The organism is Actinomadura darangshiensis (assembly GCF_004349235.1).
Lineage (GTDB): Bacteria > Actinomycetota > Actinomycetes > Streptosporangiales > Streptosporangiaceae > Spirillospora > Spirillospora darangshiensis.
The window spans coordinates 49886-74189 of the sequence record NZ_SMKY01000009.1 but is presented as its reverse complement, the minus strand read 5'-3'; the positions used below and the strand labels follow the sequence as shown (position 1 = coordinate 74189).

At 72.1% G+C, this 24304-nt stretch carries 19 protein-coding genes and 1 pseudogene; 9 read left to right on the top strand and 11 right to left on the bottom strand.

Annotated elements, in window-relative coordinates; translation table 11 throughout:
- The 5 genes from E1293_RS48480 to pssD all read left to right on the top strand — a co-directional run.
- A partial coding sequence (locus tag E1293_RS48480) for a hypothetical protein (RefSeq protein WP_207938656.1) occupies positions 1-244 on the top strand: 244 nt, incomplete at its 5' end.
- A gap of 163 nt (positions 245-407) precedes the next feature.
- Positions 408-1253: a class I SAM-dependent methyltransferase gene (locus E1293_RS49245; RefSeq protein WP_243715997.1), complete on the top strand. Its 846-nt coding sequence runs from the start codon at positions 408-410 to the stop codon at positions 1251-1253.
- Between the two features lie 112 nt (positions 1254-1365).
- The gene (gene cysC / locus E1293_RS03930) at positions 1366-2886 is read left to right on the top strand and encodes an adenylyl-sulfate kinase (RefSeq protein ID WP_132193865.1); all 1521 of its coding nucleotides are present in this window, start codon (positions 1366-1368) and stop codon (positions 2884-2886) included.
- A gap of 101 nt (positions 2887-2987) precedes the next feature.
- Positions 2988-3953 (top strand): sulfite exporter TauE/SafE family protein, encoded by a 966-nt coding sequence (locus tag E1293_RS03925; RefSeq protein ID WP_132193863.1) that lies wholly within the window; start codon positions 2988-2990, stop codon positions 3951-3953.
- A 63-nt stretch (positions 3954-4016) separates the two neighbouring features.
- Positions 4017-4481 carry a PssD/Cps14F family polysaccharide biosynthesis glycosyltransferase gene (gene pssD / locus E1293_RS03920; RefSeq protein WP_132193861.1) on the top strand — a complete coding sequence of 155 codons (465 nt, stop codon included), beginning with the start codon at positions 4017-4019 and terminating at the stop codon, positions 4479-4481.
- Here pssD and E1293_RS03915 read toward each other — a convergent pair.
- A complete protein-coding gene (locus E1293_RS03915) occupies positions 4445-5521 on the bottom strand; it encodes an RNA-guided endonuclease InsQ/TnpB family protein (protein WP_424923591.1) in 1077 nt (358 codons plus the stop codon). The two genes, pssD and E1293_RS03915, sit on opposite strands and share 37 nt — an antisense overlap.
- Before the next feature lie 16 nt (positions 5522-5537).
- A pseudogene (locus E1293_RS50640) lies at positions 5538-5642 on the bottom strand (helix-turn-helix domain-containing protein); the annotation flags it as partial.
- Between the two features lie 89 nt (positions 5643-5731).
- Between E1293_RS50640 and E1293_RS03910 the strand changes: the two are divergent.
- Positions 5732-7213: a glycosyltransferase gene (locus E1293_RS03910; RefSeq protein WP_243715995.1), complete on the top strand. Its 1482-nt coding sequence runs from the start codon at positions 5732-5734 to the stop codon at positions 7211-7213.
- Between the two features lie 49 nt (positions 7214-7262).
- On the opposite strand, the gene E1293_RS03905 is transcribed toward E1293_RS03910, so the two are convergent.
- Positions 7263-7769: a hypothetical protein gene (locus E1293_RS03905; protein ID WP_132193857.1), complete on the bottom strand. Its 507-nt coding sequence runs from the start codon at positions 7767-7769 to the stop codon at positions 7263-7265.
- A gap of 220 nt (positions 7770-7989) precedes the next feature.
- Here E1293_RS03905 and E1293_RS03900 point away from each other — a divergent pair, with 220 nt between their 5' ends.
- Positions 7990-9237 (top strand): aminoglycoside phosphotransferase/kinase family protein, encoded by a 1248-nt coding sequence (locus E1293_RS03900; protein ID WP_132193855.1) that lies wholly within the window; start codon positions 7990-7992, stop codon positions 9235-9237.
- Between the two features lie 81 nt (positions 9238-9318).
- Here the strand turns inward: E1293_RS03900 and E1293_RS03895 are convergent, their stop codons facing one another.
- From E1293_RS03895 to E1293_RS03880, 4 genes are all read right to left on the bottom strand, one after another.
- Entirely contained in the window at positions 9319-11640 is a 2322-nt protein-coding gene (locus E1293_RS03895; protein WP_132193853.1) for a fibrinogen-like YCDxxxxGGGW domain-containing protein, read from the bottom strand.
- A gap of 252 nt (positions 11641-11892) precedes the next feature.
- The gene (locus tag E1293_RS03890) at positions 11893-12792 is read right to left on the bottom strand and encodes a sulfotransferase (RefSeq protein WP_207938653.1); all 900 of its coding nucleotides are present in this window, start codon (positions 12790-12792) and stop codon (positions 11893-11895) included.
- The gene (locus E1293_RS03885; RefSeq protein ID WP_132193851.1) at positions 12789-14411 is read right to left on the bottom strand and encodes an oligosaccharide flippase family protein; all 1623 of its coding nucleotides are present in this window, start codon (positions 14409-14411) and stop codon (positions 12789-12791) included. Before E1293_RS03885 ends, E1293_RS03890 begins: the two co-directional genes overlap by 4 nt.
- A complete protein-coding gene (locus E1293_RS03880) occupies positions 14386-15753 on the bottom strand; it encodes an O-antigen ligase family protein (RefSeq protein ID WP_132193849.1) in 1368 nt (455 codons plus the stop codon). Before E1293_RS03880 ends, E1293_RS03885 begins: the two co-directional genes overlap by 26 nt.
- A 289-nt stretch (positions 15754-16042) precedes the next feature.
- On the opposite strand from E1293_RS03880, the gene E1293_RS03875 reads away from it, so the two are divergent.
- The gene (locus E1293_RS03875) at positions 16043-17140 is read left to right on the top strand and encodes a right-handed parallel beta-helix repeat-containing protein (RefSeq protein ID WP_132193847.1); all 1098 of its coding nucleotides are present in this window, start codon (positions 16043-16045) and stop codon (positions 17138-17140) included.
- Between the two features lie 168 nt (positions 17141-17308).
- The gene (locus tag E1293_RS03870; RefSeq protein ID WP_132193845.1) at positions 17309-19174 is read left to right on the top strand and encodes a tyrosine-protein kinase domain-containing protein; all 1866 of its coding nucleotides are present in this window, start codon (positions 17309-17311) and stop codon (positions 19172-19174) included.
- 99 nt (positions 19175-19273) lie between these two features.
- Here the strand turns inward: E1293_RS03870 and E1293_RS03865 are convergent, their stop codons facing one another.
- From E1293_RS03865 to E1293_RS03850, 4 genes are all read right to left on the bottom strand, one after another.
- Positions 19274-20536: a sulfate adenylyltransferase subunit 1 gene (locus tag E1293_RS03865; RefSeq protein WP_132193883.1), complete on the bottom strand. Its 1263-nt coding sequence runs from the start codon at positions 20534-20536 to the stop codon at positions 19274-19276.
- Between the two features lie 38 nt (positions 20537-20574).
- Positions 20575-21492 carry a sulfate adenylyltransferase subunit CysD gene (cysD, locus tag E1293_RS03860; RefSeq protein ID WP_132193843.1) on the bottom strand — a complete coding sequence of 306 codons (918 nt, stop codon included), beginning with the start codon at positions 21490-21492 and terminating at the stop codon, positions 20575-20577.
- A gap of 137 nt (positions 21493-21629) precedes the next feature.
- On the bottom strand, positions 21630-22544 hold the full coding sequence (locus E1293_RS03855) for a 3'(2'),5'-bisphosphate nucleotidase CysQ (RefSeq protein WP_132193841.1): 915 nt from the start codon (positions 22542-22544) through the stop codon (positions 21630-21632).
- Positions 22545-22642: 98 nt separating this feature from the next.
- Positions 22643-24118, bottom strand: a complete 1476-nt coding sequence (locus E1293_RS03850; RefSeq protein ID WP_132193839.1) for a sugar transferase — start codon at positions 24116-24118, stop codon at positions 22643-22645.
- Between the last annotated feature and the right edge of the window lie 186 nt (positions 24119-24304).

Here is a 24304-nt window from a genome sequence, read left to right as displayed (position 1 = left end):
CCGCAGCCCCACCGCCCGTACCATCGCCGCCCGCACCGAGGCTGCGGCTCAGCGCCGCCGCCAGGATCGGCCACAGCGAAGCGGGCGCCACGACCTCCTGGTCCGCGCGCGCCCGCTTGAGTGCGCGCGCCAGACCGGGGTCGGTGCACGCAAGGTCAACAAGTCCAGAAAGCGTCATCTTCGCCCGCAAAAATCGCCGTCACACCCCGTGGCAGGGCAGCCCGAAGCCCCGGAATCCCAGTGAACCCCGGTGCCGCGTCCCAGGGTACGCGCCCGCGCGGCCTTCCGTTCAGGTGGACGCCGCAGCCCGCGGACGCACCCGCGATCGGCACTGAGGGCGACACGACGGTTACCAAGAAAGAGCAAATAGCGGACGGAACGCAGTCAGGCGATTACGCTGCGAGATTGTGACCGATCTGCGTACGCCGCCGGTCAGCGACGGCGATCTCTTCTCAGAACGCGCCCGCCAGTACGCCCTAGAGAAGCCCCTGCAGCGGATCCACATCCTCGAAGCCGGCTGCGGCTGGGGCATGGGACTGGACCTCGGCGACCGCGAGCACCTCGTCACGGGGGTCGACATGGAGTCCCCCGAGCTGCGCGCCTACACCTGCGAGCGGCCCGACCTCGACACCTGGCACCTCGGCGACCTGCGCACCGTCCCGCTGCCGCCGCGCGCCTTCGACATCGTGCACGCCTCGTACCTGATCGAGCGCGTGCCGCATGCCGAACTGGTGCTCGACCGGTTCGTCGCCGCGCTGAAGCCGGGCGGGCTGCTGCTGGTGCATCTGCGCGACCGCAACACCGCGTTCGGCTTCCTGGACCGCACGCTGCCGCGGTGGCTGCGCACGTCCGGCCGCCGGCGCCGGCCCCGGCCGGCGCGCGGGCAGGGGCGCGGCCCGCGCGGCGCGCACGCCCGCGTCCCGCTTCCGGCGCCGCCGGGCGGGGCCGCCGAGCCGCTGCCGGAGCCGGTGCCGCGCCCGGTGCCGGTGGTCCGGACGAGCCCGCCGCCGGCGATCTACGACCGGGTCGCGTCCCGGTCGGGCATGCGCTGGTACTGCGTGATGCGCGGGCTGGTGGTCTCCGAGGAGTACACCTCGCGGCAGGCCATCGACGCTCTCGGGGCCGGAACCGGCCTCGCCGACCTGCTGTGCCGGCTGGTGTCGGCGGCCGCCCGGGGGCGCCTCACCGCAGACCACAGCGAGGTCACGCTCGTCATCCGCAAGCCGGAGAACCGCTTCGCCCGGGTCATCTGATCCGGGGCGGACGTGCGTACGCCCAGGCCGGGGCAGTATTTTTCCTGCGGAAACTCCTGCTCACCACCACCTGAGCCCGGCACCCCGCCGCCGGGCGGGATCGGAGATCGCGGTGACCGCCGACGCCGGCCTTCCCGACACGCTGCGCGACCTGCCCGCCTGGACCCCCGGCGCGGCGGAGCTCGCCGACCTGGAACTGCTCCTGGCGGGGGTGTACCGCCCGCTGACCGGGTTCCTCGGCTCGTTCGACACCGCGATGGTGATCGCCGGCGGGCGGCTCGCCGACGGCACCCCGTGGCCGGTCCCGGTCACGCTGGCCGTGCCGAAGGAGCTGACCGGCCACGAGCGGATCGTCCTGCAGGACCCGGAGGGCGTGCCGCTCGCCGTCCTGGAGGTCGCCGAGGCCTGGCAGGACCCGACGAGCCAGGCATGGCGGCTCGCCGGGCCGCTGGAGGCCCTGCGCGCCCCGGCACACGGACCGTTCCACAGCCTGCGCCGCCGCCCTGACGAGCTCGACGCCACCGAAGGCGACGTGCTCGCCGAGTCTCCCGAGGGGGGACGACCCCCCACACCCCCCGTGAACGTGCTCGCGGTGGCCACCCGCGAGCCCCTGCACCGCAAGCAGCTGGGCCAGCTCCGCCAGGTCGCCGAGCAGCTGGGCGCGAAGGTCCTCGTCCTGCCGATGTTGAGCGGCGAGCACGACGAGTCCCTGGTCCGGGCGCTGCTGGGCGTCCGCAGGGAGCTGCCGGACGGCACCCGGATCATCCCCGTGCCGCTTCCGGCGCACGCCGACCAGGACCGCGACGTCCTCCTGCACGCGCACGTCGCCGCCGCCTACGGCGCCACCCACCTGCTCGCCGAGCGGGAGATGGACGGCACCGCGATCCCCCTCGTCGTCCCCGAGCCGTGGGCCTACGACGCCGACGTCGAGGTGTGGCGGCCCGTCGCGCGCATCGAACCCGACCACGTCCAGGCCGAGCTGACGCCCGCGCGGCTGAACGAGTTGCTGGACGCGGGCGAGCCCGTCCCCGACTGGTTCACCCCGCCCGCCGTCGCCGCCGAGCTGGCGCTGGCGCGCCCCCCGAAGCACTCGCGCGGCATCACGGTGTTCTTCACCGGCCTGTCCGGCTCCGGGAAGTCCACGGTCGCGCGCGGCCTGGCCGACGCGCTGGTCGAGCGCGGCGGCCGGACGGTCACCCTGCTGGACGGCGACGTCGTCCGGCGGATGCTGTCGGCCGGCCTGACGTTCTCCCGCGCCGACCGCGACCTCAACATCCGCCGCATCGGGTTCGTCGCCGCCGAGATCACCCGGCACGGCGGCACCGCCATCTGCGCGCCGATCGCCCCGTACGCCGTGACGCGCGCCGAGGTGCGCACGATGGTGTCGGCCGTGGGCGATTTCATCCTGGTGCACGTCGCGACGCCGCTGGAGGAGTGCGAGCGCCGCGACCGCAAGGGCCTGTACGCCAAGGCGCGCGCCGGGCAGATCCCGGAGTTCACCGGCATCTCCGACCCCTACGAGGAGCCCGACGACGCCGACCTGCGGCTCGACACGTCGGAGACGACACCGGACGAGGCGGTCGCCCAGGTCCTCGGCCTGCTGGTGGACGGCGGCTGGGTACGCCCCGACTGACCCATCTGCCCCGTTTGTCCCTCCCCATCCGGGTCATGACACGGAGAACGCGTCGTTTAGTCTGTTAGCGAGTTTTCCGATATAGCAGGTAGGTCATGCCAATGGACTTCGATTGGACGATGGCGCTCGGCTCGTTCCTCGTCGCCATCATCGTCGGGCTGACCGGCATGGGCGGCGGCGCCCTGATGACGCCGATGCTCGTGACGTTCTTCGGGGTCAGCCCGCTCGCCGCCGTGTCCAGCGACCTGGTCGCCGCCGCCGTGATGAAACCGGTCGGCAGCGCCGTGCACTACCGGCAGGGCACGATCAACATGCGGCTGGTCCGCTGGCTCTGCCTGGGCTCGGTGCCCGCGGCCTTCTCCGGCGTGCTGGTCGCGAAGGCCATCGGCCACGGCGGCTCCATCGAGGACCTCATCAGCAAGGCCATGGGCGCCGCCCTGATGATCGCCGCGGCGGGGCTCGTCCTGCGCGGCTATCTGGCCCACCGCGGACGCGCCGGCTCCGCCGAGGACGGGAACACGGCGCCCGAGATCGAGGTCCGCCCCGTCCCGACCGTCCTGATCGGCATCGTCGGCGGCCTCGTCGTCGGCATCACCTCGGTCGGCTCCGGCTCCCTCATCATCGTCGCGCTGCTGGCCCTCTACCCGGCCCTCAAGGCCAACCAGCTCGTCGGCACCGACCTGCTCCAGGCCGTCCCGCTGGTCTTCGCGGCCGCCATCGGCCACCTGCTGTTCGGCGACTTCCGCATGGAGGTCACCGCCGCCCTCCTCGCCGGCTCCATCCCCGGCGTCTACCTGGGCTCCAGGATCTCCTCCCGCGCTCCCAGCGGCCTCATCCGCCGCGTCCTCGCCCTCGTCCTGGTCGCCTCGTCGCTGAAGATGTTCGGCCTCGGAGCCGTCCCGCTCGCCTGGACCCTGGTCGCCCTCACCGCCGCCACGTTCGCCACCTGGCTCTATCTACGCCGTTCCGCCCGGAACCGGGATACGCTGCCCTCCCCGGTCGTTTCCCCCGGCGCCGCCGGGCCCCCAGGAGAGCAGAACGAGCGTGGTCCGACCATGGCCGCCTGACAGCCGCGGCCGCAGCACACCGGCGACGCATTCGGCTCCTCCGCAGTCCCCCGAAGGAGTCAAGTGCCACCAACCGATAGACACGTCCTGCTCATCGGGTCGGCGGGCGGCCATCTGACTCAGCTCCTCGCCCTCCAGGCGTGGTGGAGCTCCTACGAGCGCTCCTGGGTGACGTTCGAGTCCCGCCACGCCGAGTCCCTCCTGGCCGGCGAGCGAGTGTCCTGGGCGTACCAGCCCACCACCCGCAACATCCCGAACCTGCTGCGCAACACCCGGCTCGCGTGGCGGCTGCTGCGGCGGTCGCGGCCGGACGTCGTCGTGTCCACGGGCGCCGGCGTCGCGCTGTCGTTCTTCGTCCTGGCCAAGCTGATGCGGATCCCGTCGGTCTACATCGAGGTCTACGACCGCATCGACTCGCCCACCCTGACCGGACGCCTGTGCCGCCCGTTCGCGTCGATGTTCCTTGTCCAGTGGGAGGAGCAGCGCCGCTTCTACCCGAACTCCGTCGTCGTGGGGAACCTGCTTTGACCTCCTCCCCGCGCTGCCACCGCATGCCCTGCGGCGGTTCGGATGTTGCAGGCCGCGTTGACGTCGGCGTTCGCCGTCCGGCCGCAGGCGGCACACCGGAAGACCGCTTGGCTCTCGCGGTTCTCCGGTGCGCGGTGCCCGCAGGCATGGCAGGTCTGCGACGTGTGACGCGGATCGACCCTGATGACACGGCCGGGCGCCTTGTGCCCCAGCCGCTCGACCAGACGCGCCCAGCCGGCGGCCAGAATGGCTCGATTCAGCCCAGCCTTGGCTCGAACGTTGAGGCCAGGGGCGTCGATGGTGCCCTTGGCGGACTGGGTCATGCCCCGCACGTTCAGGTCCTCGACAGCGATGACGTCGAAGCCGCGGGCCAGAGTCGTACTTGTCTTCTCCACCCAGTCCCTGCGCCGGTCAGCCTCCCGTGCCTTCAGGCGGGCGATCGCGGCCTTGACGCGGGCGCGGCGGTTCGAGCCACGGCGGGCTCGAGCCAGCCTGAGCTGCAACCGCCGCAGCCGCGCTACCTCAGCCTCGGTGAGGCCGGGTGCCTGCAGGAGTTCTCCCGTCGACCACGCCGCCGACACGGCGACGCCCCGGTCCACCCCCACCGCCTGCCCGTTGCCTGGCGGCAGGATCGGGTCGGGAACAGGCGCGAACGCCACATGCCAGCGCCCGGCACGGTCACGCGTCACCCGAAACGACTTCACACCCTCGGGGACGGGGCGGGACCAGCGGAAGCGGACCCACCCCACCTTCGGCACCCGCACCTCACCCACACAGCGGGACACACGCCGCACGCCCCAAGCGCGACCCCGCTGACCGACGATCCGGAACCCTTCGTGGACACCGGCCTTACGCCACGTCGGCTGCCGGTGCGTCCGGGCGAAGAAGTTCGCCATGGCCTGAGCGAAGTCTTTGAGCGCCTGCTGCTGAACCGTCTGCGAACCGGCACGCAGCCATGCGAACGCCGCACGGGCCTCGGTGAGCTGACGGCACTGCTCGGCGAACGCCGGGGTCGAGCGGCGGGGTCGAGCGGCGGCCAGGCTTCCAGTGCCGGTGCTGCTCGACGGCGAGGTTCCAGACGAACCCGGCGTGCCCGCAATGCTCCGCCAGCACCGTCTCCTGAGCAGGCGATGGACGCAAGCGGTAACGAGACACATACATAAAGCTAGCGGAAGGGACCGACAGAGCATGACCATATGGAGGGACTTCCTCCCTAGCCTGAAGGGTGGGGCATCCGCCCCAGAAGCCCAGTGAGCGACCGTCCGCTGGTGCTGGTGACCGTCGGCACCGACCACCACCGTTTTGACCGGCTGATCGAGTGGGTGGACCGCTGGTTCGCGGACGCGGGGCAGGGGCGGGTGCACTGCGTCGTCCAGCACGGCGCGTCCCGCGCCCCCGAGCACGCCGAGCCGCGCGACTTCCTCGACCACGTCGAGCTGCTGAAGCTGATGGAGCAGGCCGCGGTCGTCGTGACGCACGCGGGCGCCTCGACGATCGGCGAGGCGCGCCGGCTCGGGCGGCTGCCCGTCATCGTGCCGCGCGATCCCGCCCACGACGAGATCGTCGACGGCCACCAGATCGACTTCCTCAAGCGGATCGAGGAGAAGGGCCTCGTCGCCGCCTGCGGCACCGAGGCCGAGCTGCGCGCGCAGCTCGACCGGCTGGTCGACGACCCGGACGCCTTCCTGCTGGCCGAGGGCGACTCCGGCGCCGCCCAGGCCGCCGCGGTCCGGCGCACCGGCCAGCTGATCGACACGCTCATGAGCGTGCGCGGCGAGACGCCCGCGCGTCCCGCCGGGAGCCCCGCGGCCGAGGGCGGCGAGCCGCCGAGCGTGACCGTGGTCGTCGCGACCCGCAACCGACCCGAGTTGCTGCGCGTCGCGCTCGACTCGATCCTCGCCCAGGACTACGCGGGCGACATCGACTGCCTCGTCGTCCACGACCAGAGCGAGATCGACGACACCGTCGCCGTCGACAAGCCCGGCCGGCGGGTGTCGGTCATGGCCAACACCCGGGTGCCCGGCCTCGCGGGAGCCCGGAACTCCGGCATCCTCGCCGCCACGGGCGAGCTCGTCGCGTTCTGCGACGACGACGACCGGTGGCTGCCCGGCAAGCTCACCGCGCAGGTCGACGTGCTCCGATCAGCGCCGGGGGCGGGCCTCGCCTGCACCGGTATCCGGATCCTCTACGACGACCGGAAGGTCGACCGGACGCTCGACCGCGGCGAGGTCGCCTTCGCCGACCTGCTGCGCTCCCGGCTGACCGAGCTGCACCCGTCGACGTTCCTGCTCCGCCGGGACGCGCTGATCGAGCGGATCGGGCTGGTGAGCGAGGAGGTCCCGGGCAGCCACGGCGAGGACTACGAGTTCCTGCTGCGCGCCGCGCGGGACGCCGCCATCGTCAACGTCCCGGACGTGCACGTCGAGGTGCTCTGGGGGAAGCAGTCCTACTTCGCGCAGCGCTGGCGCGTCATCGCCGACGCCCTGGCCTGGCTCCTGGAGGAGGTCCCCGAGTTCCGCCTCGTCCCGGCGGGCCACGGGCGCATCGCCGGGCAGATCGCGTTCGCGGAGGCGGCGGCCGGCCGCCGCCGGTCGGCGCTCCGGTGGGCCCGCCGCACCGTGCGGGCCAACTGGCGGGAGCCGCGCGCCTACCTGGCCGTCGCGATCGCCTGCCGGCTGGTGGGAGCCGACCGGATCGTCCGCTTCCTGCACCGGCGGGGCCGCGGCATCTGACGGGCGGCGGGGCCCGCGGGCCCCGCCCGTCCTCGCCCTGACCTGACCGTCAGCTGGGCAGGAGCGAGGCGTTGACGCGGGCGCCGCTCTTCGCGCAGTCGATCGACTTCATCGTCGTGTCGCCCTTGACGTGCGGGCCGCAGGCCCAGCCGCCGGACGACTTGAGCTGGCGGCCGTCGTAGCCGTAGCCGCGGAGCTCGACCTCGGCGATGTAGCCGAAGTAGGTGGTGAAGGCGGTGCGCACCTGCGAGCAGTCCGGCTTGCCCTGGACCACCTTCAGGCCGTACTGGGCCCCCTGGTTGTTCTGCGCGGTACCGCACACCACGCCCGGGTTCCCCACCTTGGGCGGGTACAGGTAGGGGCGCGTCTGCGAGACCGGCGTCGGCTGCTTGGACGGCTTGCTGCCGTTGTTCGACTTGTCGCTGTCGCCCTCGCCCGGCTTCGCGGACGCGCCGCTCGCCGTCGCCGAGGCGCTCGGGCCGCGAGGATCGGGCTCGGCGGACTTGCCGTCGTCCCCGCCGCAGGCGGACGCGGCGGCCAGAAGAGCGGCCGTCACAACGCAGGTCGCCAGAGCGCGCCCTCGGAACACCATTGGGAGTCCCCCACTTCTCACGATCGGCAAGCCCCGTCAAGCGATGCCAGGGACCATGGAACCCTATGGCATCGGGCAACGATGTCACGCCACTTCCCCGCATCTCCGTCATGGCGAATACGTGCGGCAACGGACCGATAGACTCGCGCCACATCCCCCCGCCCGGATCGCGACTGGAGTCATCGTGTCCACGTCCGCGCCTCTGCGCGAGCTCATCGTCCGCCTGTGGGGCGAACCCGGCCCGGACGCGCCGGTCCTGGCCACCCTGGACGCCCTTCCCGGCGGCTACCGCCCGGTGGAGACCTACGCCGTGGTCCCGAGCCCCGCGAACGCGCGGTTCCTGGTCCCGATCGCCGGCCGCGCCGCCGCGGCGGCCACCCTGACCTGCTACAACCGGCTGCGGTCCGGGCAGGTCCGGGCGACCCGGCGGGCCCTCGGCGCCGGCTTCCGGACGGGCCTGGCCCAGCGGCTGCTGAAGCACCGGCTGACCGTCGGCGTCCGCTCCGACATCCCCGCCGAGCAGGCCGCGGACCATCTGCTCGGCGAGCATCTGCGCCGCGTGCTGGACGTCCCCGAGATCGTCTTCGGGCTGGGCGTGCGGCCGATCGACCCCAACGGCAAGCCGACCCTCCAGGTCTTCTCGGGCGACGGCGCCCCGCTGGGCTACGCGAAGATCGGCTGGAGCCCCGCCACCAAGGAGATGGCCGCGACCGAGGCGTCCGCCGTCGAGGCGGTCGCGACGGCCCTCGCCGCCGCGGACGGGCCGAGCCCCCGCGTCCCGGCACTCCTGCACCACGGGCCGTGGCGCGACCTCCTCATCACGGTCACCGCCCCCCTGCCGGCCCGCGTGACCGGCCACGGCGAGCCCGACAGCCCGCCCGAGCCCGGGTACGCGCTGGCGGTCGCCGACACCGTGTCCGCGGGCTGGGAGCGGCTCACCGACATGGCGTTCTGGCGGCGGATGCGGGACGAGGTCGCCGCCATGGGCGAAGAGCCCGACCTGGCCGACGCCATGACCGCGGCCATGGACGGCCTCGAAGAACGGCATGCGGAGCTGAAGCTGCGGATCGGCCGCTGGCACGGCGACTGGGTGCCGTGGAACGTCGGCCACCACGGCGGTGAGCTGCACGTGTTCGACTGGGAGCACAGCGCGCCCGATGCCCCCGTCGGGCTCGACCTGCTGCACTGGCGCTTCCAGGTCGCGCTCGTGCTGCGCGGCGCGTCGCTCGGCACCGCCGTGGAGGCCGTCGAGAGCGCCGCTCAGACCGAGCTGGACGCATACGGGGTCGCGGCCGAGGCCCGCGAGCTACTGGCGCGTCTCTACCTGCTGGAGATGTTCACACGCACGCACCGGCTCAAGCGCGGCGGTGGAGGCTGGAACCCGGCGCTGTTCCCCGCGATGCTCGACGTCCTCGCACGCTGGCGTCCCTGACACCGGCAGCCCCTTCCGCAAATGGTCAGGCCCGGGGTCGGCTTCCGCCGAACCCGGGCCTGACCGCTGCCGTTCACCCGGTCACGGGCTCACGACCTCCGTCGAAGCGGAGCGGTTGCCCGCCTTGTCGAGGGCCCGCACGAAGTACCGGCCACCGGCCTCGGACACGTCGAAGTGCCAGCCGTAGGTGACGCCGATGACCCGGTCGTCACGGATGACCTCGTACTTGGCGCCCTCGTTCTGCGCCGGCGCCTTCCAGGTCAGCTTGACCCCGCCGCCGTCCGAAGCCGCCTTCAGATCCGTGGGTTTCGCCAGCGACAAGGTGGCCTCCGGACACACGCGTGTGAATCCGCCTGCCCATTGATAGCCGCCGCTCTGCCACGATCCGCGGTTGATGTCGCCGCCGATCCACATGCAGCCCTGCTTGTCCTCGGTCAGCTCCCAGGGGCCGTTGCCCCCGCGGGTGCCGAGGCTCGGCCAGAACTCCGACACCGGCTTGGCGGTCTCGCCGTCGAACGCGATGACGGCGTTGGCCGACTGGATCTGCGACCAGGTGGTCGGCGTCGGCCAGGCGTCGCCGTCGTGGTAGACGAAGTTGTAGCAGTGGCAGCTGCCGTACACGACGCCGTTGATCTCCACGGCCGCCTGGAAGTCGCCGCCGGTCTTGGTGATGACGCTCTTCAGCCGCTCGAACTTGCTCTTGGTGTAGGCGGAGAAGATGTGCTCGGAACCGCCGACCCAGACCTTGTCGCCGAACTCGCGGATGATCTGCTGGTACTGCTTGTCGATCTTCGGCGTGCTCGGGTGCCAGCTCTGGTCGTCCAGCCCGGCCACCTGCGTCGCCGGCGCCTTCGTGCCGACCACCGCGATCTTGCGCGCGGGGTTGCCGTTCAGGCTGGTGAAGTAGCCGGAGTAGTAGACGCGGTCGCCGCCCGAGTTCGCGTCGAGCTCGATGACCGAGCCGTTGAGGTTCGGCTTCCACGTCCCGTCGGGCTTGCCGTCGGAGACCCGGATGCGCGCCGTGCGTCCCACCGAGACCTTGGCGCTGAGCGGGTTGCCGCCCCAGATGCGGGTGAAGTTGCCGCCTACGTACAGCCAGTCGCCCTGCACGTCGAGGGCGCGGGCCCAGGCGGCGCCGCCGCTGGAATCGGAGACGCTGGCCGTCCATCCGGACGCGTTCTTGCCGGTCGTCAGGTCGAGCGCGGCCAGGCCCGCCGTGTTCGCGGCGTCGTTGGCCTTGGTGAACTCGCCCGCGACGATGAGCTTGCCGCCCGCGACCTGCAGGTCCCAGACGCCGCCGTTCAGCTTGGGCCGGAACGACGACTTCCACTCGCCGGTCGCGGTGTCGAAGGCGGCCAGGTAGGGCTGGTCGATCTTCTCGCCGGAGGCGCCCTTCTGGACGTTCTTGAACTCGCCGCCGACGTACATGGTGGTGCCGGACACGGCCATGCCCTGCACCTCGAGGTGCCGCTCGCCGGTCCCGCCGCTGACGACGCCGGTGACGCCCCACGGCCCGCTGGAGGTCTTGTTGCCCATCACCGGCTCCGCGGCGGAGGCCGGGGTGCCGGAGTCGGGGATCGCCGGGTACTCCACGTCGGTCAGCTTCGGCCGGATCCACACCTGGCTGAACGGGATGGTGTCGCCGCCCGCGACGCCGGACCGCCACAGGTAGCTGGTCGGGCTGTTGCTGCCGGCCGTCACGTACGACCGGTAGGCGAAGCCGCGCTGCCAGCTGTTCTGCTTGGTCTCGTAGGTGTAGAACCCGTTGGTCGGACGGAGCACGCTGTCCTTGGAGACGAGCCGGGTGTCACCGCCGCTGTAGCTGGTGCCGTCGAAGGAGACCGACGTCAGCGGGTTGGCCGGATCGGCGTCGAACGACCAGGACCAGGGCGCGGACTTCTTGAACTTCCAGCGCATCTCCTGCCACTTGCTGCCCTCGACGTTCGTCGCGCGCCGGACCCGGACCCCGTCGGGGAGGTCGTCGGTCGTGTGGCCGTTCAGCAGCCCGTCGATGGTGCCGGCCGGCAGCGCGGCGGGCGTGAACGCGGCGGTCCCCGTCGGGTGGTCGCGCACCGCGGAGATGCCGTTCTGGCCGGGGAAGGCGAAGTTCCAGCCCTGCCGGCCGCGGCCGACGAGGACCCAGCCGCCGCCGTCGGTCGTCATGTCGCAGTAGAACTGGTCGGGCGCGATGAGCTTCGGCGTCTGCAGCCAGTAGACGCCATCCGCGCTGGAGGGGAACTGCTGCTTGATGGCCCAGCAGGAGGCCGCGGCCCGGGTGGAGGTCTTCCCGTCCCGCTGCACGGTTGCCGCGCTGAGCGCCGCCGACTTGCTGCCGCCCTCCTGGGCGGAGACGGTCGCGAGAACCGTGCCGGTCAGCACGGCCACGGTCGCGACTATGGTCACGGCGCTCCTGCGGTATCGGACACCGCGCAGGAAACGCAATCGATCTGGCATGAACTCCCCCGGGGGATTTGATCGGGAGGGATGGCGCTGAGCAGGCCGAACGGCCCGCCGCACAGGCGCCACGCATGAGAATGAAGTTACATTAGTGCAGGTCGAGACCCCTGGTCAACGAATTCGCACAATGTCGGAATGGCACTGTGACCTTTGTCGCCGCGGTAAACCGGCACCGCCGTACGACCGTCCGCAGCTCCATCAGCTCGGCCACCCGAAATCTTCGCCGAGCCACTCGAACAGCTCCCGATTGTGCGGCCGGTAGAACTCGGTCAGCTCCGCCCTGGTCGCCGCGTCCATCGGCGGGGCCGGCAGGTGGTTGTGCCGCTCGGCGCTCGCCAGCCGGTGCGCCGGCAGCCCGAGGAAGCCGCACACGCGGTCGAGCGCGGCCTGCTCGTCGGCGTACAGCTCCTCCGCCGACATGACCAGGAAGTTCTCCCGCGGGTAGTACTCGCCCCACTGCTCCAGCTGCGGCTTGTAGACGCCGCGGTCGCGGTAGCTGTGGAAGTCGTGCGCCTCGCTGTAGTAGAGCGGTTCGGCGCGCATCCGCTCCAGCTCCCCGCGGAGCCGCTCGGGCTCGGCGGCGAGCGCCTCCTCGAACCCGAGGTCCTCCACGCCCTTGCCGACGGCCTCCCAGTAGTGGGAATAGGCGCGCTTGACCGGGTCGCGCAGCACGGCGACCACCTTGAGGCCGGGCATCCGCTCGTGGATCCGCTCCGCGGCCCGCGGGTGGTACATGTAGTACGGGCACGCCTCACCGGTCAGCGGGCGCGTCCCGGCCTTCTCCTCGATCCGGTCGAGTTCACTCTCGGTAGCGAAATGCGAGCGGTACCAGGTGTCGCCTTTCGCGTAGTTCACGTAGAAGTACCAGGGGCTTTTCAGCCCCCGCGACGCCGGGAACATCGGCATGACCAGCGGATTCTGGATGAGGTAGTTCCACAGCGAGGTGGTCCCGCCCCGTTTCGTGCCGATGACCATGAAGTCGGGCAGATGCCGCTGTTCCGCGGTGCGCTTGCCATAGGCGCGGGTGACGGAATTGGCCATGTCCTTGACGGCCCGCGGCGAGCGGTCCTTGAGACCGCTGACAAGCCCCTTGGTCATGCGCTCTCCCCTTGTCGGGCCCCTGGCCCGGCGCCCGCGTCGTCCCGGGCGCCCCTGTTCCGCACGGCGCCGAGGAACTCGGCGCCGCCGAGCGAGTGCCGCAGGCGCCACAGCGTAGCGGCGTATCCGGCGCAGGCGACGACGGCGTAGCCGGCGAAGACCAGGGCCGAGGTCCCGAACAGGGCCCGCAGCGCGACCCCGGTCAGGCCGAACCACACCAGCGCCCACAGCCCGGTGACGGCGACGCGCCGCACGTCCAGCCGCAGCCCGAGCAGGTAGCGGACCTGCAGCGCCGCCGCGACCGTGTCGATCAGCATCGCCACCGCCCATGCCGCCGCCGCGCCCGCGATGCCGAACGGCGGGACGAGCAGCAGCGTCAGCCCGATGTTCACCGCCAGCGCGACGGCCTTGTTGCCGAGGCTCCAGGAGCTCTTGCCGCCCATGAGCAGCACCGTCTGGACGTTGCCGGCGCTGAGCGCGATGAGCATCGCGCCGGCCAGCACCGCCAGCGCGACGGCGCCGCCGGTGAAGCCCTCGCCGAACATCGCCAGCAGGAACGGGCCGAAGCAGGCCAGCACCAGGTAGATGGGCCAGGACGCGAGGACGACCCACCGGGTGGCCAGCGAGTTCAGGTGCCCGGCCCGGTCCCGCTCGTCGCGCGCGAGCATCGCGGCGACCTGCGGGGCGATCGCGATCCGGGCCGCCTGCAGCACCAGCGTCCCGGTGCTGACGAACCGGTTGGCGGTGGCGTAGACGCCCGCCTCCTCGCTGGACACCAGCATCGCGACCAGCGGGACGTTCGCCCACACGAGCGCGATCTCGACGGCGGCGGCCAAGCCGCGCGGACCGGAGAACGCCCAGAACTCCCGTCCGGGCGACCCGCGCGGCACGGTGGCCGGAAGCGGCCCGCCGTCCGGGTCGTGCCCGGCGCGGGACATCATCCGCCACAGCACCAGGGCGGCCGCGATGAACGACGCCGCGACCGGGGCCGTCCAGGCGACCATGACGCCGGCCGCGCCCATGCCGAACACGAACACCAGGCCGACCAGCAGCGGCCGGGTGCCCGGCAGCAGGACGTTGTTGATCAGCGAGTAGGCGGTGACGCTGCCGAGTCCGCGGGTCCCGCCGAGCGCCACCCGGGTGAGGGCCATGAGGCCGAGGAACGGCGCGGCGATCCGCAGCAGCGTGACGGCGGTGCCGGCCTGCGCGGGGTCGATGAACCGGTCGGCGACCCAGGGCGCCGCCAGGTACGCGCCGACCGAGCACAGCACGCCGACGACGACCACGGGGAGGTGGGCGACGGCCATGAGCCGGCGCAGCTCGTCCCCCCGGCCGAGGGCGCGCAGCCGCGCCGTCGTCCGCACCAGCCCGGTGTCGGCGCCCAGCTCGGCGATCTCGGCGACGATCGTGAACAGCGCGACCACGACGAAGAACACGCCCGCCTCGGCGGGGCCCAGGGTCCGGGCGACGACGACGGTCAGCAGGAACCCCGAGGCCGCCGCGATCACGGAGCTGACCAGGCCGATGGCGCCGCCGCGGGCGAACTCCCGCAGGTCGCGGCCGTGCCGCCGGCCGCCCTCCCCCGCCCTCTGGTCAGCGTGCGGCGGCGCCGCGGTCATCCGCACCTCCCGGCGTCCCGCCGGCGGACCCGCGCAGGATGAGCGCGGCCGCCAGGAAGACCAGCACCAGCTCGGTCTGGTCGAGTGAGTAGTAGAAGAGCATGAACGAGGCCATGACCAGCACCGCGTGCAGCCACAGCAGCGAATCCGGCAGGACCCTCCGGGTCCGCATCGCGAGCAGCCATATCCATCCGCAGAAGAAGAGCAGCCCCGGGAAACCGTACGAGAACATCAGATGCCAGAACTCGCCCTGGGTTCCCACGGACACCACGTAGGTATTGGAGGGGCGCGGCGCGCCGTATCCCAGCACCGGGGATTCGAGCGTCCGCACGAAGGACTCGGTATAGAGGCCGAGGCGGTCGTTGGTGGTCGAACTGTACTCGGTGCGGCTGTCGATTCCCGCGCCCACCCCGGACAGCAGCGCCGCGATGCCGCCGACCACCATCAGCGCGATGACCATCGCCGGCCAGCGGACGTGCCCGCGGCTCAGGTAGCGGATCGCCGTGTACAGGACGCCGACCACGATCGCCAGGAACATCCCGCGGTTCAGCGTCGCGAACGCCGGGACCAGCGAGGCGCACATCAGGCCGATGAGCATCATCCGCACGGTGGACCGCGCCTGCGTCACGTACAGCACCACGAACGGGAACAGCAGCGCGAAATGGCTGCCCCAGGCATTGGTGTAGGGGAAGGGCGCGCGGGGCCTGTTGTAGGGGCGCGGCGCTCCCCACGGCTGCTGGATCTCGGCGAACTGCGGATGCACGAGGTCGTGCACGTACTCGTTGCCCTTGATCGCGCCGGGCAGGACGCGCTCGAACGGCGTCGTCATCCCCATCTTGGGCAGCAGCACGCCGAGGAAGCCGCCGATCACCACCCACACCCAGAAGACGACCACCATCCCGAGCACGCGGCGGATCGGCAGCCGGTCCCGGGGGCAGTTGTAGACGTAGACGAACACGACGCTGGCGGCCGCGTAGTTCATGTAGGTGAACACGAAGCCGACGGCGCGGCCGAACGAGTCGATCTGCGTTCCGGCGGCGATCACCCACACCAGGAACAGGACCCAGATCCCGAACCGCCGGGGCACCCGCACGCCGCCGCGCAGCAGCATGTGCATCGCCATCACCGACGCGGCGATGGGCGCCGCGAACGCGCCGAGGCCGAGCAGCCACCAGACGGGGAACCCGACGAACAGCAGGGTCAGCGGCCAGGCGGGGAGCTCCCTGCGGGACGGCGCGGCCGGGGGCGCGGCCTCCTCGTCGTCGTCGGCGAGCGGGTACGGCGAACCCGGCCCGGACGCCGTCGGCGGCGCGGCCGGACGCCGCGGCGCGGTCGTGACCACCCTCTCGCCCTCCCTCACCTTCCCGGAAACCCCGTCCGGCTGACCGGAGTCCACCCGTTCCCGACCGGCAAGAGGTTACGAACCTTACACTCGGAGGCCGAGCCTACGCTGCCGTGCCCGGGGACCGCGCGGCCTCCCCGACCTCCGCCGCGCCCGCACCTTCGGGCTCCTCGCCGGCGGCGCCGGGCTCCACGGGGGTTGCCGTCCGGGCATCTGACTGGACGGTCGCCGGTGCCCCGCGCCGGATCAGAACTGCGCAGAAGGCCATCGCGATCGAGGAGTAGAGCAGTTGGAAGAACGCTGGTATCAGAGGCGCTCGGTGCTGGGCGGCGGGGCCTTCGCCGCCGCGGGCGTCACCGCGGGCATCGCGGCGGAGGCGCTGCTCTCGTCAGGGCCGTCCCCGGCCGCCGCGCAGCAGCAGGGGCCGTGGACCTACGTCCCGCCGGGCGGCTCCATCCAGCAGGCCATCGAGGACGGCGCCACCGCCGTCCTGCTGGGGCAGGGCGAGTACCGCCTCACCGAGCCCGTCGTCCCGGTGCCCGGCTGCGCGATCCGCGGCGCCGGGCAGCGCACCCGGCTGCGCGCGGCGCGCTCCCTGGACACGATGATCGCGATCGGCCGGGGCCGGTCGGTCGACGGGGTGTCCGTCTCCGACCTGGTGCTCGACTGCGCCGACAAGGCCGGGATCGGCATCGACCTCGACATCACCGGCAACGGGAAGTTCTACAAGGGCGAACCGGACTCGGTCTGCCGGCTCGACAACCTCGCCGTCTACCAGCCGGTGCTGGACGGCATCGCCTACCGCGGCAAGGACACCCAGGCGTGCGTGACCAGCCGCGTCCGGGTCCGCCAGGCGGGCCGGTACGGCTTCCGCGTGGAGGCCCCCGACAGCTGGTGGACGGCCTGCGAGGCCACGACCCGGCGGCGCACCGGCAGCACCGCCGGCTTCTACGTCGGCCCCGCCATCGCCGGGTCCGACGGCATCGGCGGCGCCAACAACTTCTTCCAGGCGTGCAAGGCCTGGTACTGCCGCGACTACGGCTGGCACGTCAACGGGGAGCGCAACAAGTTCGTCGGCTGCGAGTCCCAGGACACCGGCGGCCACGGCTGGTTCATCGAGTCCGACCGGAACGTGTTCACCGGCTGCGTGGCCGACACCGCGAGCTCCGCGGACGTCGGTGCGAGCGCGAACGGGGCGGACGGCTTCTACGTCAACCAGGGCGAGCAGACGTCCCTCGTCGGCTGCCAGGCGTTCGACCGCAGACCGGGCGGGCGGGCGCCGCAGCAGCGCTACGGCTTCAACGTGCCGGCCGCCATGGCCGACCAGGGACGGCTGCTCGGCCACACCGGCTGGGACAACGCGACGGGCCTGCTCGGCAAGCGCTGACCGCCACCGCCCCACCGGCCCCGCGGGCGGGGCGCAAGTCCCTCACCGTTCAGCGGTTCACCATGAATGGGTCAAGGTATCTTGTAGCGAACTCCGACGGGGAGTGGACCGGTGCGCCGCGCACGGCGTGCACGGCGATTCGACGGCTGCGAGAGGAACACCCGGCTGATGGACTCCACGGCAAGAGCCGACTCCACGGAGCTGGCGGAGTACGCGGCCATGCTGCGGCGGCGGTGGTGGGTGGTCGTCGCCGGGGCCCTGCTGGGGCTGGCGATCGCCGTCGCCGGGCTGTTCCTGCTGCCGAAGACGTATGTGTCCACGGCCGTCGTGCAGGTGACCGACACCGACCCCGAGTCCCGCCAGACCGGCAAGAACGGCACCGACATCAGCCTGGAGACCGAGGCCCAGCGGATCCGCTCGACCGAGGTGACGGCCCTCGTGCAGAAGCGGATCGGGTCCACCGAATCGCCGCTGGAACTCGGCCACCGGGTCCAGGTGACGGTGCCGCCCGACTCCTCCGTCCTCGCCATCGAGTGGACGGCGTCGAGTGCGGCCAAGGCGCGCGCCGGGGCCCAGGCCTTCGCCGAGTCCTACCTCCAGAACCGCAACGACAAGGCGGTCAAGCGGCTGCAGAACCAGGCGGGCGTGCTGGAGAAGCAGGTCAACGACGTCCGCACCAAGATGGTGACCGCGGGCGCGACGCAGCGCAAGCTGCTGGGCGCCCAGCTGACCGCCTTCAGCAACAAGCTCACCGACCTGCAGGTGGCGATCGCCAACGTGGACGGCGGTGAGATCATCACGAGCGCGTCGCCGCCGCCCGGCCCGGCCAGTCCGAACCCGGCCAAGTTCCTGCCGAGCGGCCTCGCGGGCGGGCTGCTGCTCGGCATCATCCTGGCGATCATGTACGACCGGGTCGACCGCCGCGTCCGGGTCGCCGGCGACGTCGAACGCGTCCTCGACCTGCCCGTCCTGCTGTCCATCCCGCAGCGGCGCGGCAAGGAGGAGCTCGGCCTGCTGCCCGCGCGCAGCCGCAGCGGGCAGAACTTCCACGAGCTCGCGCACGAGCTGACCGCGACGCTCGGCCACGGCAACCACGTCATCCTCGTCACCGGCGCCGCGCCCGGCCCCGGGTCCAGCATCGTGTCGGTCAACCTCGCCGCCGCGCTCGCCCGCACCGGCTCCAACGTCCTGCTGGTGTGCGCCAACCTCCAGTCGCCGCTGGCGGCCGACCTGCTCGGCCTGCACCGCGGCGCCGGGCTGTCGGAGCTCCTGCTCGGCCGGGTCGAGCTGCGCGACGTGGTGCGCCGCAACCACGCGCTGCCCTCGCTCGCCACCATCACCCCGGGCGCCGACGCCGACCTCGCCGCCGAGATGCTGCAGCGCGAGCAGATGGACCGGCTCATCGGCTCGCTGCGGGAGAAGGCCCGCTTCACCGTGATGGAGGCGCCCTCCACCGAGCTGGGCGCCGACGCGCAGGCCCTCGCCGACCTGTCCGACGCCGCCCTCATCGTCGTGGAGACGCCGCGCACCAGGTACGCGCAGATCCGCGACGGCGTCCACCGCATCCACCGGATGGGCGCGGCCGTACTCGGCGCGGTCGTCCTGCCGAAGCAGGACGGGACCGCCGTCGCGGTGCCCGCCCCCGCGCTGTCCCGCGAACCCCGCGACATGCCGCCGCGGCGCCGGGACGGCTCGGCCGGTCCCGCCGGTCCCGTGGCATCCGCCCGGCCCGGATCCGCGATGCCGGCGGCGGCCACCGACTCGCGCCGCAGCCCGGCGACCGCCGCCCGGGAGCCCGGCAAGCGCCGCGCCGACCCGCTGACGGGCGACGCGGACCTGCCGGCGTCACGGCCCCGCAAGCACGCGCGGCCCGCCCAGGACGACGCCGACGCCGACGACCAGGACAAGCCCAACGACCAGACCATCACGCTGGGCAAGATCGACCTGGACGCCTTCGTCGCCGACGACGACCCCGCGTCCCCCGCCGCGGACACCCTGACCGACAAGTCGGCCAGGAACCTGAACCGCCCCTGACCGCGCCTCGGGGCCGCGCCGGCTGGGCGGGGCTCCGGCCTGGGGACCGCACGCTGCGGGAAGGCCAGCGCGGGGCCGGTGGGGCCCCGCGCCGCCCGGTCAGCGAGTGCCGGTGATCATCCCGGCGGCGACGGTGTTGTTGGTGGCCTCGTCGATCAGGATGAAGCCGCCGGTGAGCCGGTTGCGGGCGTAGTCGTCCACGAAGAGGGGCTGCGTCACGCGCAGGGAGACGCGGCCGATCTCGTTCAGGCCCAGGCTGCCGGCCTGCTCGTCGCGGTGCAGCGTGTTGACGTCCAGCCGGTAGTGCAGGGCCTTCACCATCGTCTTCGCGGTGCGGGTGGTGTGCTTGATCACCAGCTTCGAGCGCGGCGTGAGGGCGCGGTCGGGCGTCATCCAGCACACCATCGCCTCGATGTCCTGCGCGGCCTCGGGCCGGTTGTTCGGCCGGGCGATCATGTCGCCGCGGGAGATGTCGATGTCGTCGGCGAGGCGCAGCGTCACCGACATCGGCGCGAACGCCTCCGCGACCGGCCCGGCCGGGCCGTCGATGTGGGTGATCGTGGTGGTCAGCCCGGACGGCAGGTGCACGACCTCGTCCCCCGGCTTCAGCACGCCGCCGGCGACCTGGCCCGCGTAGCCGCGGTAGTCGTGCAGGTCGGGGTCGGTGGAGGCGTGCGGGCGGACGACGTACTGCACCGGGAACCGCACGTCGATCAGGTTCCGGTCGGACGCGATGTGCACGTGCTCCAGGTGGTGCAGCAGCGAGGAGCCCTCGTACCAGGGCATGTTGCCGCTGCGCTCGACGACGTTGTCGCCGTGCAGCGCCGAGATCGGCACGAACGTCAGGTCGGTCACGTCCAGCTTCGAGGCGAACGCGGTGAACTCGTCCACGATCTGCTCGTACACGCCGCGGTCGTAGTCGACCAGGTCCATCTTGTTGACCGCCACGACCAGGTGCGGGACCTGCAGGAGCGTGGTGAGGAACGCGTGCCGGCGCGACTGCTCCAGGATGCCCTTGCGGGCGTCCACCAGGATGATCGCCAGGTCGGCGGTGGACGCGCCGGTCACCATGTTCCGGGTGTACTGGATGTGCCCCGGGGTGTCGGCGATGATGAACTTGCGGCGCGGCGTCGCGAAGTACCGGTAGGCGACGTCGATGGTGATGCCCTGCTCCCGCTCGGCCCGCAGGCCGTCGGTCAGCAGCGCCAGGTTCGTGTACTCCTCGCCGCGGTCGGCGCTGGTCTTCTCCACCGACTCCAGCTGGTCCTCGAAGATCGACTTGGAGTCGAACAGCAGCCGGCCGATCAGCGTCGACTTGCCGTCGTCGACGCTGCCGGCGGTCGCGAACCGCAGGAGGTCCATCGTCTTGGTCGACCCGGTCTTGCCAAGCTCGCCGGCCATCAGAAGTAGCCCTCCTTCTTGCGGTCCTCCATCGCGGCCTCACTCGTGCGGTCGTCGGCGCGGGTCTGGCCGCGCTCGGTGATCCGCGTGGCCGCGATCTCCTCGATCACCTCGTCCAGCGTCACCGCCGCCGACTTGACCGCGCCCGTGCAGGACGCGTCGCCGACCGTGCGGTACCTCACCGTGGCCTCGAACTCCGGCTCGTCGTCGCCGCGGTTGGCGAACCCGGTCTCGGCGTCCAGGAGCAGGCCGTCGCGCTCGAACACCCGGCGGGTGTGCGCGTAGTAGATCGACGGCAGGGCCAGGCCCTCGCGGCGGACGTAGTCCCAGATGTCCAGCTCGGTCCAGTTGGAGAGCGGGAACACGCGGACGTGCTCGCCCTGCGTGATGCGGGTGTTGAACAGGTTCCACAGCTCCGGGCGCTGGTTCTTCGGGTCCCACTGCCCGAACTCGTCCCGGAACGACACCACCCGCTCCTTGGCGCGGGCCTTCTCCTCGTCCCGCCGCGCGCCGCCGAACGCCGCGTCGAACCGGTGCTCCTCGATCGCGTCCAGCAGCGGGGTGATCTGCAGCCGGTTCCGCGACGCGCGCCGCCCCTTCTGCTCGGTCACCCGGCCGGAGTCGATCGCGGCCTGCACCGACGCCACCACCAGGCGGATGCCGAGCTCGCCGACCCGCCGGTCGCGGAACTCGATCACCTCGGGGAAGTTGTGGCCGGTGTCGACGTGCATCACCGGGAACGGGATCGGGGCGGGCCAGAACGCCTTCTCCGCCAGCCGCAGCATCACGAGGCTGTCCTTACCGCCCGAGAACAGCAGCACGGGCCGTTCGAACTCGGCCGCCACCTCCCGGAAGATATGGATCGACTCGGCTTCGAGGACGTCTAGCTGGGACAGCAGGTAATCGCGACGCTGCATGGTCTGGGGCTCTCTCCACGCTGTTCTGGCAGATGCAACCGGTGGCACGGGACGGGCACATGCCTTCCCACCGGATCGAACGCCGGCCGGCCGTGATTCACTCCCGGCCAGGACGGACGGTCACGGCAAGGCGCCGCTCACGTTTCCCCGATGCCGGTCAGCAGCGTTGACGCCGACATGGGATGACACACCAGGATATCCGGTAGCCGGGGGTCCTCCCGGTTGTAGCGCAAAGCCGCCCCGTCGACGCGGGACGCGTGCGCCCCCGCACCGAGCGCGACGGCCGCCGGGGCCGCCGAATCCCACTCGTACTGGCCGCCCGCGTGGACGTAGGCGTCCACCTCGCCGAGCAGCACCGCGGAGATCTTCGCCCCGGCGGATCCGATCGGGACCAGCTCCACGTCCAGATCCAGGTTCCCGGCCAGCTGCGTGACGAACTCGGGCGGACGGGTCCGGCTCACGGCGATGCGCAGCTTGCCCGCGTCCGGCGCCGGAATGTGCAGCGGCACCTCGCGCGGCGGCGTCCTGCGCCCCGCCGTGACCGGGTCGGGGTCGCCCGCGTCCGTCCGGACGAGGGCCGCGCCGCCGATCGCGTCCGTGCGGAGCGTCAGGCCCTGCGCGGGCAGCGCCACCGCCCCGGCCGCCAGCCGGCCGCCGTCGCCGTCGCGCTCCCACAGCGCCACGTGGACGGCCCAGTCGCGGCGGCCCTCCTCGGAGAACTCGCGGGTGCCGTCCAGCGGGTCCACGATCCACACCCGGCCGGCGGTGAGCCGCTCCGCGTCGGCCGTGTTGCGGGTCGGGGCGCGGTCATCGCCCTTCGACCGCTTCCCGGCGACCGACGACCTGCCCTCCTCCGACAGCACGGCGTCGCCGGGACAGCGCTCCGCCAGCGCCGCCATGAGGTACTCGTGCGCCCGCAGGTCGCCCGTGTCCTTCAGGGCGCGCGCGTCCGCGAAGCCCACCTCGTCCCGCACGCCCAGCAGCAGCCGGCCCGCCGTACCGGCGAGCTCCGCCGCCAGCGCGTGGTCGTCCGCCGCCCCTGCCTCGGTCATCCGTAGATCACATTCCCGACTCGACTGGTCTGCGGGGTCCACTTTCTCATGCGCCGGCACCGCACCGCCCTACCAGGTCCCGGTCAGCAGGCCCCGGGTCAGTAGGCGCCGGAGCCGCGGACCACCGCGGACCAGGTCTTCCACATGATCTGCAGGTCGAGCGCCAGTGTCCAGTTGTCGACATAGCGCAGGTCGAGCCGCACCGACTCCTCCCACGACAGGTCGGAGCGCCCGCTCACCTGCCAGAGGCCCGTCAGGCCCGGCTTCACCACCAGCCGCCGGTACACGTCGCCGCCGTACTGCGCGACCTCCTCGGGCAGCGGCGGCCGCGGGCCGACCAGCGACATCTCGCCGCGCAGCACGTTGAACAGCTGCGGCAGCTCGTCCAGCGAGTAGCGGCGCAGCCGGCGGCCGACCCGGGTGATCCGCGGGTCCTCCCGGATCTTGAACAGCACGCCGTCGTTGTCGTTGGCGGCCAGCAGCTCCAGCCGGCGCGCCTCGGCGTCGGCGACCATCGTGCGGAACTTCAGCACGGTGAACTCGCGGCCGCCGCGCCCGACCCGCGTCTGCCGGAACAGCACCGGGCCGTTGCCGGAGAACTTGATCAGCACCGCGATCAGCGCGAGCAGCGGGCTCAGCGCCACGATCCCGGCGAGGGCCACGGCCCGGTCCACCAGGCCCTTCAGCACCTTGCGGCCGCCGTCCAGCTCCGGGTGCTCCACATGCAGCAGCGGCAGCCCCGACACCGGGCGGATCGAGATCCGCGGGCCGGTCACGTCCATCAGCGCGGGCGCCACGACCAGCTCCACGTCGTTGCGCTCGATCTGCCACGCCAGCCGGCGCAGCGCCACCCCGTCCATCTCCGGGCAGGCAAGCACGGCCACCGAGTCCGCGCCGATCCGGTCGGCGGCGGCCGCCGCCTGGCCGAAGTCGCCCAGCACCGGGACGCCCTCCACCTCGGCGACCGCGTCGTCGCCCGACGCCAGTGCCGGCGGCAGGCACACGCCCACGATGTCCATGCCGTGGTACCGCTTCTTCTGCAGCAGCGTGATCAGGTCGGCCACCGACGTGCGGTGCCCCACCGCGACCACCCGCCGCATGCACTCGCCGTGCCACCGCTTGCGGTGCAGCCACTTGCGGAGCCGGTACCGCGCCACCAGGGCCAGGAACGTCCCGAGCGGCAGCGCCATCACCACGTAGCCGCGCGCGACGTCGGTCTTCGTCGCGTACGCCAGGATCGCGACCACCGCCGTCAGGATGAACCCGGCGCGCAGCACCCGGTGGAACTCCTCGTAGCCGACGCCGACGTACCGCGGCTGGTACGCCCGGCACAGCATCAGCGTCGGGAGCCAGAGCATCGGGAGCACGACGGTCAGCGCGATGTACGGCACGTCAAGCTCGTTCGGGACGCCCGGAAAGCGGAGCACAAACGCGATCACGCCGGCGGCCAGCATGCTGGTGAAGTCGAGGAACCCGGCGAACCGCCGGTACGATCCGCTCCAGGTCTGCGACGACTCGCGCTTGTGGTCATGGCGGGTCGATGACTTGGCCTGGACCTTGTCAACGACGGCCATAAACCACTCACCAATCCCGTGTAACGCGCGCCCCGTCAGCGCGATTCACATCGAAGACGGTTGAACGTCGCGTCAGGTTCACACGCATCCTGAACCTCGCTCGACCCGCATCTTACGATCACTTTGCCGTGGTCAACCCTGGAACGGCGACATCGGCCCGATAACGTCCGCAAATCAGGACAGAGG